Below are 12,502 nucleotides of genomic sequence, written 5' to 3'. Positions count from 1 at the left end.
GTTAAGGACGCCCGAAGGGCGCAGGCTGAAATCCTTCGTCTTTTCGACGAATGGTGCCGATCCCTTGACCGCTTCACGCACTTCGCCCATCACCTTGCCCATCAAGGAGTTTTCATGTCCCCGCACCAGCCCGCCCCCGCCGCATCGCCCGCCCCGGACGGTTGGCTCTCCCGCGTTCTGGGCTGGGATGGCTGGCGTCTGATCGTGCCGCTGGCGATCACCCTGATCGCCCTCGTCGTGCTGCGCGATCTGTCCCGCGACATCGACCTGCGCGATTTGCGCCGCGACCTTGCGGGATATGGCTGGGACCGGATCGGAATGTCCGTCGCGGCGATGCTGGCCAGCTACACGGCCCTCGCGCTTTACGATCCGGTGATCCTGCGCAGCCTGAACGCCCCGCCGATGCCCGGCTACGTCCCCGTCCTGACCGGCGTCAGTTCCATGGCGGTATCGAACCTGCTGGGCTTTTCGTGGCTGACCGGCGGCGCGATCCGCTACCGCGTCTACGCCGCCTTCGGCGTCGACGTGGGCGCCGTCGCCAAGCTGATCGCGACCTCCTGGCTCGCCTTCCTGCTGGGGTTGCTGGTCCTGCTCGGCGGCCTTTTCATCTTTCACCCTACCGGCCTCAGCGCCGTGATCCGCCTGCCCGCGGGGTCAGAGGCGGCGGTGGGCAGCCTGATCCTCGCCGGTGTGGCAGGTCTGCTGTTGTGGACTGCGCGGGGCCCGCGCAGCATCCGTCTGTGGCAGGTCCAGATCACCCTTCCCGCCGCGCGCCAGATGGGGGTGCTGATGGCGATCGCCCTGATCGATCTGACGGCGACGGCGCTGACGCTCTACGTCCTGCTGCCGGACGATCTGGCGCAGAACTTCGTCCTGTTCTTCGTGCTCTTCATCGGTGCGCTGGGACTTGGCGTCGTCAGCCACGCCCCCGGCGGCCTTGGCGTGTTCGAGGCGGCGATCATCGCGGGCCTCGGCGGCACCGGGCGGTCCGATCTGCTGGTGGCGCTGTTGTTCTACCGCATGATCTATACGGTGCTGCCCTTCATCATTGCCGTCGCGGGGCTGTCGCTGGCCTGGGGGCTGACCAACCGCGACCGCGCCAGCGCGGCGCGCCAGACCTTGGTGCGCGCCACCCGGCCCATCGTGCCGGTGCTGTCGGCAGCCCTCGCGCTGCTGTCGGGCGCGACGCTGCTGCTGCGCGGCGACCTGCCGACCGAGGCGGGCCATGCCGCCGCCCTGCGCGGCCTGCTGCCGCTGGGCCTGGTCGAGACGTCACACCTGCTGGCCAGCGTCGCAGGCGTCCTACTGCTGATCGTGGCGCGCGGGCTTTATCGCCGCATGGCACGGGCCTGGCTGATCGCGATGATCCTGCTGGGCGCGGGTCTGGTCCTGTCGTTGCTCAAGGGCGCGGAACTGGGCACCGCCGCGGCGCTGGCGCTGTCGCTGGCGATCCTCTGGACCTTTCGCAGCGTGTTCTACCGGGTGGGACTGGGGTCCGCGATGCGGCTGAACCGGCGCTGGCTCGTCAGCGTGGCGCTGCTGGTCGCGGGCATCACGTGGATCGGCTTCTTTGCCTATCGCAACGTGGATTACACCGACGCGCTCTGGTGGCGCTTTGCCTGGAACGGCGACGCGCCGCGGTTCCTGCGGGCGACGCTCGTCGTTGTGGTGATCCTGACCGCCGTGGCGCTGAACGCCCTGATCAGCCGGTCCACCACCCGCCTGCCGGCAGAGCCCATTCCCGACACCGTGCGCCGCCTGACCATCGCCAGTCACGACACGGAGGCCGCAATGGCCCTGACCGGCGACAAGCGTTTCCTGATCGCGGCGGACGAAAGCGCGTTCATCTCCTACGCGGACACCGGCACGAGCCTGATCGCCAAGGGTGACCCGGTCGGAGACCCGGTCGCGGGAGAGGCGCTGATCTGGGCCCTGCGCGATCAGGCCGACCGCATGGGTCGCCGCTGCGCCTTCTACGCGGTGCAGACCGCCTATCTGCCGACCTACATCGACCTTGGGCTGTCGGTCGTGAAGATCGGAGAGATTGCCCGCGTCCCCCTCGCCGCCTTCTCGCTGGAAGGATCGAAGCGCAAGGACTGGCGCCATGCCAAGGCCCGCGCCACCCGTGACGGCTATGCCTTCGCGATCATCCCGGCGGATCAGGTCGCGGACAATATCGATGCCCTGCGGCAGGTGTCCGACGCATGGCTTGCGCTGAAATCGGGGACCGAGAAATCCTTCGCTCTGGGGTCTTTCGATCCCGACTACCTGTGCAATTTCGACCACGCGGTGCTGCGCCACACCCAGACGGGGCGCATCGCGTCCTTCGCCACCCTGCTGCGCGGCGGCACGCGGCAGGAGGTCGCCATCGACCTGATGCGCTATGACCACGCGACGACCCCCGCCGCCATGGACGGCCTCTTCGCCGAGATGCTGATGTGGGCCAAGGATCAGGGCTATACATGGTTCTCGCTGGGTGCGGCACCGCTGGCGGGGCTGGAAAACCGCCCCCACGCCCCGGTCTGGAACCGGGTCGGCGGCTTCATCTACACCCACGGCGAACGCTTCTACAATTTCGAGGGGCTGCGCAGTTTCAAGCAGAAGTTCGATCCGGTCTGGTCGCCGAACTACCTCGCCAGCCCCGGACGCCTCGACGCGGCGCGCACGCTCTACGAGGTCAATATGCTGATCTCGGGCGGTCTGCCCGGCGTCATGCGGCGAAAGCGCGACACATGATCGCCAACTACGCGGACCACGCCGCGAACGAACGGACCTTCCTCGCCTGGGTCCGGACGGCGATGTCGGTCGTGGGCTTCGGCCTTGCCATCGCCCGTCTGGGGAATGCCGCCCCCAGCCCCGTGACCGCCGCAGCCCTGCTGGCCAGCGGCGCTGCGGTCATCGTCATCGCCTACGTGCGGATGCGGCTGGTCCGCCGCCGGATCAAGGCAAAGACGCTGGCGGACGATGATTCTACCCTGACCGATGCAATGCTTGTCGGGCTGGTGCTGGCGCTCTTCGTGATGCTGGGCGTCTTCGCCCTTCACGTCGTGCCAACCTAAGGCCGATCACTCCGCCTCTTTCACCCCGCGCGTCAGGGGCAGCGGCTCCTTGAAGGTCAGCGTGCGATAGGGGAACGGGATCTCGATCCCCGCATCGTCCAGCGCCCGCTTGACCGCCGACACCACCTCGTCCCGCGACGTCCGCACGTCGAGCGGCGCCGATCCGGTCCACCAGGTCACCTCGAAATTGACCGAGGATTCGCCGAATTCCTGCGCGAAGACCTGAACCGGGTGATCCTCCGCACGGACCGTCCCACAGGACTTCACCGCCGCCGTCATCACGTCCCGCGCTGCGTCAAGGTCGACGTCATAGGCGACGCCGCAGATCACCGTCACGCGGCGCACGTCCAGATCCGTGCGCACGATCACCGGGTTCTTGAACATCACCGCATTGGGCACGATGACCAGCTGCCCATCGGTCTGCCGGATATGGCTTTCGCGGATCGCGATGCGCGTGACCTTGCCCTCGATCCCCTCACATTCGATGAAATCCCCGATCCGCATCTCGCGCCGGAACAGGATGATGATCCCGGCGAGAAAGTTCTCGAACACGTCCTTGAACGCGAAACCGATGGCGACCGAACCGATGCCGAGCCCCGCGAGGATGCTGGCCGGGGTCAGGCCGGGGAACACGACGACCGCCGCCACCATCAGCCCGATGACCCAGATCAGGATCGACAGCAGCAGGTGGAACAGTTCCTTCAGGCTTTCGCGCAACCGGCTGTGCTTCAGAGCCTTGCGCAGCACCATCTGCGCCGTCGCACTGATCCCCCATGTGATCAGCAGGACGACCAGAGCGATGGCGATCAGCGGCGCTGCGGCGATGGCGGACCGCGCGATGCCGTTGATCTGCGTCATCAGGATCTTCACGGGTTCCAAACCGCGCGGCTCCTCCTCAACTCACCGGGGCGCCCCCGTTCGGCACCCCGACCATGATCGTGGCACACCGGCCGCAGATCAAGTCCCGCTTCGCCCCCTGCGGCGCCCGTCAGTTCATGTACCAGCCGTGGCTTGCCACCAGCGACTGGCCCGTCAGCGCATTCGTCGGGAAGGCGGCGAAGACCCAGGCCAGGTTCGCGATATCCTCGACGGTCGTGAACTCCGTATCCACGGTCTGGCCGAGCATCACACGGCTCACGACCTCGTCCTCGGAAATCCCCAGATCCTTCGCCTGTTCGGGGATCTGCTTTTCCACCAGCGGGGTCTTCACGAACCCCGGGCAGATCACGTGGCTACGCACGCCCTTCGGCCCGCCTTCCTTGGCCAGCGTCCGCGCCAGCCCCAGCAACCCGTGCTTGGCCGTCACATAGGCCGATTTCAGGGGCGAGGCCTCCTTCGAATGGACAGAGCCCATGTAGATCACGGTCCCGCTGCCCTGCTTGTACATGTGCGGCAGGCAGGCCTTGGTCGTCAGAAACGCCCCGTCGAGGTGGATCGCCAGCAGCTTCTTCCATTCCGCGTAGGGGAAATCCTCGATCCGGTGGACGATCTGAATGCCCGCGTTGCTGACCAGCACATCGACGCCGCCCAACGTCTCCACCGTCCGCGCGACGCCCGCATTCACGGCGTCCTCGTCGGTCACGTCCATCTCGACCGCCATTGCGCGGCCCGGCCCCATCGCCGTCAGTTCTTCGGCGACCCGCTGCGCCGCCTCCAGCTTCAGGTCGGCGATGCAGACGTTCGCCCCGTCGCTCACATATTTTTCGGCAATCGCGCGGCCGATGCCGCTGGCGGCGCCCGTCACGATGCAGTTCTTGCCCGTCATGTTCATGATATACGTCCTTTCACGCCCGCATGCGGGGCGTCCTCACCCAAACCGGTTCCGCCGCGCCCCGGTTCCGCCGCAGCGCGGCATCGGCCCGTCCTAGCCCAACGCCTGCAACCGCTTCAGCAGGCTGGAGGTGTCCCACCGCCCGCCGCCCAGCTTCTGCACGTCCTTGTAGAACTGATCGACCAGCGCGGTCACCGGCAGGCTCGCCCCGTTCTCGTCCGCCGTATCGAGGCAGATGCCCAGATCCTTGCGCATCCAGTCCACCGCAAAACCGTGGTCGTAATGATCGTCCAGCATCGTCTTGTAGCGGTTGTTCATCTGCCACGACCCGGCGGCACCCTGAGAGATCACCTCGACCACCGCCGCCCCATCCAGCCCCGCCTTGTCGGCGAAGTGCAGCGCCTCTGACAGCCCCTGCACGAGGCCCGCGATGGCGATCTGATTGCACATCTTGGTCATCTGGCCCGCGCCGCTGTCACCGATGCGGCGACACAGTTTGGCGTAGATCTCCATCACCGGCGCGGCCCGGTCATAGGCGTCCTGATCCCCGCCGCACATGATCGACAGCTGCCCGTTCTCGGCCCCCGCCTGCCCGCCCGAGATCGGGGCATCGACGAAGTTGAGCCCCTTCGCCTTGGCAGCATCGTAAAGCTCGCGCGTCACGGCGGCGCTGACCGTGGTGTGATCGACGAAGAGCGCGCCGGTCTCCATCCCGTGGAAGGCGCCGTGCTCGCCGGTCGTGACCTCGCGCAGGTCGTCGTCGTTGCCGACGCAGGAGAGCACGATCTCCGCCCCCTTTGCCGCCTCCGCCGGAGTCGCGGCGCTTTTACCGCCGTGGTCCTTGACCCATTGATCGGCCTTCGCGGCGGTGCGGTTGTAGACGGTCACGTCATGCGACTTCGCCAGATGCCCCGCCATGGGGTAACCCATCACGCCGAGGCCGAGGAAGGTGAGTTTCATGGGGTGTCTCCTTGGTTGATGGGGAGTGTGGTGTTTTTTGTGAGGGGTAGTAAGCGGGATCAGGCGGAAATTACTCGATCATCGCGGTGGCCTGACCCTGCAAGTCTGCGGATTTGGTCCGGGCTCGGGCTGTGCGCCGCGATCTGATCCGCACAGGCGCCGCAGAGGTCCACACTCGCGTCCGCCGGACCGCCGGGGACGTGTGTGGGGATGAGCGGGATTGATGGGGTGGCGCAGAGGGGGCAGGACGTACAATCTCCACCAAAATTCGACATCGCGAGGACTTTAAAATCATTCGCCTGCGTCATTTACTTCAAGTGATGCGGCTTCCTTACGCAAATTAGCGTAGGACATAAGTGTCGAAACGGCAGCGATCCCGCAGGCTATTGCGTAGCAGAAGGTATAAAATCCCAACGCTGAAGTCACAATATATGGATATGCGTAAGTAAGCAAAATTAGAAATAGAGCCAAAATCTGAACAACTATAAAATGGGTAAAGGAGCTAGCTACTTGCAGATAAAAAGATGGGTCACGATTTCCATTTTCGCTCTCATCCTCTTCAGTGATAATCTGAAAAAACTGTCCAGTAGGCATAGATAAAATGATCGCCAAGGCAGCAAGACTAAACGAAAGAAAAGAAGGCAGCACAGCCAGTGAAAAGGCTGTCCACCGATATTCGCCATCTACTGGAATGACCCATAACGGAAAAAGCAAGAAAAATGGTACAAATGAACGCCAGAAATAAGGCGATCGCAAAACCGAACTCCAACGTCCGTACGTCCGCCAGTAAAGCGATAAGCCAGAAAATTTAGATTTCTCGCTCATTATCTTCCCTAGCTAGCGATCCAAGCTTTCTGTAACTACTACCTTCGTCATCAAGTTCCATCGTGCGAATATCTGGAAAATCTCTTGTACTGATCTCCACTTTGTTACCTTTGACATCTTTGCCCCAGACCTTAGTATAGCCATTGTCTTTAGATAGATGAGCAAGATCTTCGTCTCGCGGAAGCAAGACCAAAGTTTCAGCTGAAGCAAGCTTTGTCATTGATTGCTCATAGCGCTTTATTTTTCGCTTCTTGATCTTTTCAAGTACCTTCTTCTCGGAATCTGACAAATCGTCATCATTCGGCAAGTCCAAGCGGATATCAATTCGCCTTATAATCGGTGTCCGCAAGACTTTTTCCACAGCCGCGCTCGTGGTTGCAATATAAACATTCACCGAAACCCCTTGAAAAATTTCGGCGGATTTCAAGATAGCGTCGAGCGCCAGCCGGGCAACGCCAGGCGAAATCGTCCCGCCCTCATCATTTCGCAATTCAATATAGAGCCGATGTGATTTTTCATTGAAAGAAAAGTAGAAAATTTTTGAATTAAATCCAATATCTCGAGGTAACGAAATATCTGAATCAGAGAGAAGCTTTTGATCAAAAGAGTCCTTGTGGATAGTTGGCTCATTTGGGTCAAGTTCTGTCCAGAGCGCAAGCCGACCACGGAAGATGCCGTCCTTTGATCCAGTTACGGGCGAAACTCTAGCAAAATGGTCAGCGCGATAATTCGCAGCGGCATTGCTAGATGCTGTTGAGAACAATTCACGATAGATGCCATCGGGATGAGGTTGCGCCACGACATTGAGAACGCAATATTTTCTATATTTCATCAGCCAGTTTTACCACGGAAATTAAAATTCTGGTTGGTGCACAATGACATGGCACCCATCACAACCCTAGCACGTACGTAGTTCGATTGGTCAACTATCCATTTTCAAAGCACTAATAAACGCTTCCTGCGGAATATCCACCTTCCCGAACTGGCGCATCTTCTTTTTGCCCGCCTTCTGCTTGTCCAGCAGCTTGCGCTTGCGCGTGGCGTCGCCGCCGTAGCATTTGGCCGTCACGTCCTTGCGCAGCGCCGACAGCGTCTCGCGCGCGATCACCTTGCCGCCGATCGCCGCCTGAATCGGGATCTTGAACATGTGGCGGGGGATCAGGTCCTTCAGCTTCTCGACCATAGCACGTCCCCGCATCTCGGCCCGGTCGCGGTGGACCATCATCGACAAAGCGTCCACCGGCTCGTCGTTCACCAGCACGGACATCTTCACAAGGTTGTCCTCCTGATACCCCGTCAGCGCATAGTCGAAGGAGGCATAGCCCTTCGTTACCGACTTCAGCCGGTCGTAGAAGTCGAAGACGACCTCGTTCAGCGGCAGATCATAGACGACCATCGCGCGGGAGCCCGCATAGGTCAGGTCCAGCTGCACGCCGCGCCGGTCCTGGCAGAGCTTCAGCACGTCGCCCAGATATTCGTCTGGCACGAGGATCGTCGCCTTGATCCGCGGTTCCTCGATATGGTCGACGTAGGTCAGGTCGGGCATGTCGGCGGGGTTGTGCAGATCCTGCTCCGTCCCGTCCTTCATGAAGATATGGTAAACCACCGAGGGCGCGGTGGTGATCAGCTCGATGTTGTATTCCCGCTCGATCCGGTCGCGGATGACCTCCAGATGCAGCAGGCCGAGGAACCCGCAGCGGAAGCCGAAGCCGAGCGCGGCGGAGGTCTCCATCTCGAAGGAGAAGGAGGCGTCGTTCAGCGCCAGTTTGTCGATGGCGTTGCGCAGGTCCTCGAACTCGGATGAGTCGACGGGGAAAAGACCACAGAAGACAACGGGTTGCGCAGGCTTGAACCCCGGCAGCGCCTTGGTCGCACCTTTGCGCTCGCTGGTAATCGTGTCACCAACGCGCGTATCGCGAACCTCCTTGATCTGGGCGGTGAAAAAGCCGATCTCGCCCGGCCCCAGTTCGTCCATCGGCAGCATGCCGGGCTTGAAAACCCCAAGCCTGTCAATCAGATGCACGGTGTCGTTCGACATGAACTTCACCCGGTCCTTCAGCTTCAGCACCCCGTCGATGATCCGCACCAGCACGACGACGCCAAGGTAGGCGTCATACCAGCTGTCCACCAGCATCGCCTTCAGCGGCGCATCCCGGTCGCCCTTCGGCGCGGGCAGACGGTGGACGACGGCCTCCAGCGTCTCGTGGATGCCGACGCCGGTCTTGGCGCTGACCCGGATCGCCTGGCTGGCGTCGATGCCGATCACGTCCTCGATTTGCGTCGCGACGCGGTCGCACTCGCTGGCGGGCAGGTCGATCTTGTTCAGCACCGGCACGATCTCGTGGTCCGCGTCGATGGCGTGATAGACGTTCGCCAGCGTCTGCGCCTCCACCCCCTGCGTGCTGTCCACGACCAGCAAGGACCCCTCGACGGCACGCATCGACCGGCTGACCTCGTAGGCAAAGTCGACGTGGCCGGGGGTGTCGATCAGGTTGAGGACGTATTTCTCGCCATTGTCGGCGACATAGTCGATGCGGACGGTCTGTGCCTTGATGGTGATGCCGCGCTCGCGTTCGATATCCATGCTGTCCAGCATCTGCGCCTTCATGTCCCGGTCGGCGACGGTGCCGGTGGACTGGATCAGGCGATCGGCCAGCGTCGATTTCCCGTGGTCGATATGCGCCACGATCGAGAAATTGCGGATGTGCGAGAGTTCGGTCATGGCGCGGCCCCAGGGGTCTGAATTAGCTCTCGTCAATGGCGTGGACGGGGCCGTTTTGCAAGGGGCCACGGGGCCGCGATCCGCCTTGCCATTTTACATAATATGTATCGCATGCGAAACATCCGCGCGAAAAAGCCAATGTCGTCAATACCGTCACGGTGGGGTCACGGAATTGAAACCCGATCATGCCGTCTGACCACATCGCCCCGGGGGGCCGACGCACCCCCGCCCCGCTGCGCGGCAATCGCGGATACGACGAAAACCGGGCTGACCCGTCTCATTCGTGAATTGCATCGCCGGCGCGTTTTCGGCATAGTCGATGCACGGCAGTATCCGACGATGACACCGGGCAAACCGGGCGCGTCACATGAACGACAGGCACATTCCATGCGTATCCTTTTTCTGGGCCTCGCCCTCGTGACACTGAATTCCTGCGGCGCCGGCGTGCGCGGCGAGATGGGCAAGGCCTGCATGGCATCCGGACGGTCCGCAGCGAACAGCGCCCTGTGTTCCTGCGTGCAGCGCACCGCGAACGCGACCCTCACACGCCGGGATCAGCGCCTCGCGTCCAGCTTTTTCGAGGATCCGCAGAAGGCGCAGGATATCCGGCAGTCGGACACCAGCAGCCACGAGGAATTCTGGAAACGCTACCGCCAGTTCACCGGTCAGGCCGAGCGCAGCTGCCGCTGACGTCCCCCTTCTTCTCGTCGGACACATCTCGAAGGCCCGAAGGCAGAGCCTCCGGTTCGTCCTTGCGGGGCGACGGCACCGTCTGGACATGAGGCACGGGGCCGATATGAAGGTCCCATGCGCTTCGACATTCCCAAACTGATCGACGACATCCGCGCCGGTGAACGGCGGGCCCTGTCGCGCGGGATCACGCTGATCGAAAGCGCCCGCGACGATCACCGCGACATGGCGCTGCACCTGCTGGAGGGTCTGGGGCAGGACCGGCAGGCGCTGCGGATCGGCTTGTCCGGCACACCGGGCGTCGGCAAATCCACCTTCATCGAAAGCTTCGGCCTGATGCTGACCGCGCAGGACCTGCGGGTGGCGGTGCTGGCGGTCGATCCCTCCTCCGCCCGGTCGGGCGGGTCGATTTTGGGCGACAAGACCCGGATGGACCACCTGACCCGCGATCCGCGCGCCTTCATCCGCCCCTCGCCCAGTCAGACGCAGCTGGGCGGCGTCGCGCGCCGGACCCGCGACGCGGTCCGCCTGTGCGAAGCGGCGGGATACGACGTGGTGCTGATCGAGACCGTGGGGGTCGGCCAGTCGGAAACCGTGGTGGCGCAGATGGCCGATCTTTTCGTGCTGCTGCTGGCCCCCGCTGGCGGCGACGAGCTGCAGGGGGTCAAGCGCGGCATCATGGAGATGGCCGACCTCGTGCTGGTCAACAAGGCCGACGGCGAACTGAAGCCGCAGGCGGTGCGGACCTGCGCCGACTACGCGGGCGCCCTGCGGTTGCTGCGCAGACGGCCGCAGGACTGCGAGGGATTTCCGCTGGCGATGACGGTCTCGGCGCAGGACGGCGCCGGACTGGCAGAGGCGTGGGCGCGGATGCGCGACCTTGCGGACTGGCGCCGCGACACCGGCGTCATGGCCGCGACCCGTGCCGATCAGGCGCGGCACTGGTTTCGCGAGGATCTGCGCGCCGAGATGCTGGCCCTGCTGACCCGCGATCCGGCTCTTCAGGCGCGTCTGACGGACCTCGAGGCGGCGGTGGCCGCGGGGCGGATGACCCCGGCGGTCGCCGCGCGGGCGGCGCTGGCACCGCTGAAGGACGGCTGATGTCCGTTCCGGTGCGGGTCTTCGACGGCGATCATCTGCGCGCCGATCTGGTCCGTCGTGGCGGGCGCGTGCTTTGCGTGACCTTCGACTACCGCAGGCTGGACCGGGCGGGCTTTGGCGCGATGACGCCTTCGGGCCGGATCGCGGCGGCGGGGCAAGACCAGCTGATGATCGCGACGCGAAACAACGACTGGTTCGTCAACCCCGACACCACGGCGCTGGAGGCCGTCTGCCGCAGCCTGCGCCATGACTACGCCGCGGCACGGGCGCTGGGGTTCTCCATGGGCGGCTTTGGCGCCTTTCGCATGGCCGAAAGCCTGAGCCTGGGGCATGTGGTGGCGGTGTCGCCGCAGGTGTCCATCGCGCCCGGGGTCGTGCCGTTCGAGACGCGCTACCGCCGCGAGGCGCTAGGCTTCGACGCGGACCTTGGCGCCATGGCGGGGCGCCACGATCCGCGCCTGCAGGGGGTGATCCTGTGCGATTCGCTGAACCTGCCGGACCTGACCCACGCCCGGATGCTGCAGGTGCTGTTCCCGGCCGTGCGCCTGATCCGGCTGCCCGGCGGCGGCCATCCCTGCACGCGCGTCCTGCGCGCGGCGGGGCGCAGCGGGCTGATCCAGCGACTTGCGTTCGGCGAGGCATGGGCCGCGGGCGCCCTGCAGCGGGCGCACCGGCTGGCGCGCGGCGGGCAGCCGGACTACTGGAGGGCGCTGTCACGGGCGACCGCAGCGCGGCGCCCGGATCTGGCGACGGCGGCCCGGCAGCGCGCCGCAATTCTGGCAGCCGCCGCCACGGGCGGGGTTGACGGGGACCCGGATTCTGCGTAGGCGCTGCAAACTGAATTCACGGCTGCCTCCGGGTGGCCATTCCACCCATCGGACGGCCCCGCAAGGGGTGTCCCCAAGACGGCCCGCCCCTTTGGGGTCCGGCCAAGCCACGAAGGATGATGCCCATGTCGCGCCGCTGCGATCTGACCGGAAAAGGCCCGATGTCGGGCAACAACGTGTCCCACGCCAAGAACCACACCCGCCGCCGGTTCCTGCCGAACCTGCAGGACGTCACGCTGATGTCCGATACGCTGGGTCGGTCGTTCAAGTTCCGCATCTCGAACGCGGCCCTGCGCACGGTCGATCACCGTGGCGGTCTGGACGCCTTCATGAAGAAGGCCAAGGACGCAGAGCTGTCGCCCGAGGCGCTGAAGGTCAAGAAGGACATCGCAAAGGCCACCGCCGCTACGGCGTAAGTGACACTTGCGGAATTGACGAAAGGCCCGGTCGCGCAAGCACCGGGCCTTTTGCATGTGTGGCGATCGGCCTTTCTGCGAAAGACCGGCCACGGGCGGGCGTATGATCGGCCAGGTGAACGGGGGACACG

The 12,502-nt window shown here is 63.9% G+C and carries 12 protein-coding genes; 6 read left to right on the top strand and 6 right to left on the bottom strand.

The window, feature by feature from the left end; all coding sequences use genetic code 11:
• Positions 1-114 precede the first annotated feature (114 nt).
• Positions 115-2,736 (top strand): bifunctional lysylphosphatidylglycerol flippase/synthetase MprF, encoded by a 2,622-nt coding sequence (gene mprF / locus BUA54_RS01095; RefSeq protein ID WP_072855363.1) that lies wholly within the window; start codon positions 115-117, stop codon positions 2,734-2,736.
• Entirely contained in the window at positions 2,733-3,059 is a 327-nt protein-coding gene (locus tag BUA54_RS01090) for a YidH family protein (RefSeq protein ID WP_072855362.1), read from the top strand. The genes mprF and BUA54_RS01090 overlap by 4 nt, the downstream gene beginning before the upstream one ends.
• 6 nt (positions 3,060-3,065) lie before the next feature.
• Here BUA54_RS01090 and BUA54_RS01085 read toward each other — a convergent pair whose 3' ends face one another.
• The 6 genes from BUA54_RS01085 to lepA all read right to left on the bottom strand — a co-directional run bounded on the left by BUA54_RS01085 (position 3,066) and on the right by lepA (position 9,337).
• Entirely contained in the window at positions 3,066-3,929 is an 864-nt protein-coding gene (locus tag BUA54_RS01085) for a mechanosensitive ion channel family protein (RefSeq protein ID WP_342742686.1), read from the bottom strand.
• Between the two features lie 118 nt (positions 3,930-4,047).
• Positions 4,048-4,830 (bottom strand): 3-hydroxybutyrate dehydrogenase, encoded by a 783-nt coding sequence (locus tag BUA54_RS01080; RefSeq protein WP_072855361.1) that lies wholly within the window; start codon positions 4,828-4,830, stop codon positions 4,048-4,050.
• A gap of 93 nt (positions 4,831-4,923) precedes the next feature.
• Positions 4,924-5,790: an NAD(P)-dependent oxidoreductase gene (locus BUA54_RS01075; RefSeq protein ID WP_072855360.1), complete on the bottom strand. Its 867-nt coding sequence runs from the start codon at positions 5,788-5,790 to the stop codon at positions 4,924-4,926.
• Between the two features lie 291 nt (positions 5,791-6,081).
• The gene (locus BUA54_RS20760; protein ID WP_143155320.1) at positions 6,082-6,615 is read right to left on the bottom strand and encodes a hypothetical protein; all 534 of its coding nucleotides are present in this window, start codon (positions 6,613-6,615) and stop codon (positions 6,082-6,084) included.
• Positions 6,599-7,447, bottom strand: coding sequence for a DUF4747 family protein (locus BUA54_RS01070; RefSeq protein ID WP_072855359.1), 849 nt, complete (start codon positions 7,445-7,447; stop codon positions 6,599-6,601). Before BUA54_RS01070 ends, BUA54_RS20760 begins: the two co-directional genes overlap by 17 nt.
• A 90-nt stretch (positions 7,448-7,537) precedes the next feature.
• Complete coding sequence (gene lepA, locus BUA54_RS01065) at positions 7,538-9,337, bottom strand: translation elongation factor 4 (protein ID WP_072855358.1); 1,800 nt, start codon at positions 9,335-9,337, stop codon at positions 7,538-7,540.
• A 387-nt stretch (positions 9,338-9,724) separates the two neighbouring features.
• On the opposite strand from lepA, the gene BUA54_RS01060 reads away from it, so the two are divergent.
• The 4 genes from BUA54_RS01060 (at position 9,725) to rpmB (ending at position 12,371) form a co-directional block, all read left to right on the top strand.
• A complete protein-coding gene (locus BUA54_RS01060) occupies positions 9,725-10,027 on the top strand; it encodes an arginine transporter (RefSeq protein WP_072855357.1) in 303 nt (100 codons plus the stop codon).
• A 117-nt stretch (positions 10,028-10,144) separates the two neighbouring features.
• The gene (gene meaB / locus BUA54_RS01055; RefSeq protein ID WP_072855356.1) at positions 10,145-11,128 is read left to right on the top strand and encodes a methylmalonyl Co-A mutase-associated GTPase MeaB; all 984 of its coding nucleotides are present in this window, start codon (positions 10,145-10,147) and stop codon (positions 11,126-11,128) included.
• Positions 11,128-11,955: a hypothetical protein gene (locus tag BUA54_RS01050; protein WP_072855355.1), complete on the top strand. Its 828-nt coding sequence runs from the start codon at positions 11,128-11,130 to the stop codon at positions 11,953-11,955. Before meaB ends, BUA54_RS01050 begins: the two co-directional genes overlap by 1 nt.
• 125 nt (positions 11,956-12,080) lie before the next feature.
• Positions 12,081-12,371 (top strand): 50S ribosomal protein L28, encoded by a 291-nt coding sequence (gene rpmB, locus BUA54_RS01045; protein WP_072855354.1) that lies wholly within the window; start codon positions 12,081-12,083, stop codon positions 12,369-12,371.
• Positions 12,372-12,502 lie beyond the last annotated feature (131 nt).

It is taken from the genome of Loktanella atrilutea (assembly GCF_900128995.1).
Lineage (GTDB): Bacteria > Pseudomonadota > Alphaproteobacteria > Rhodobacterales > Rhodobacteraceae > Loktanella > Loktanella atrilutea.
The sequence above is the reverse complement of the archived record's forward strand: the minus strand, read 5'-3'. Positions and strand labels throughout refer to the sequence as shown.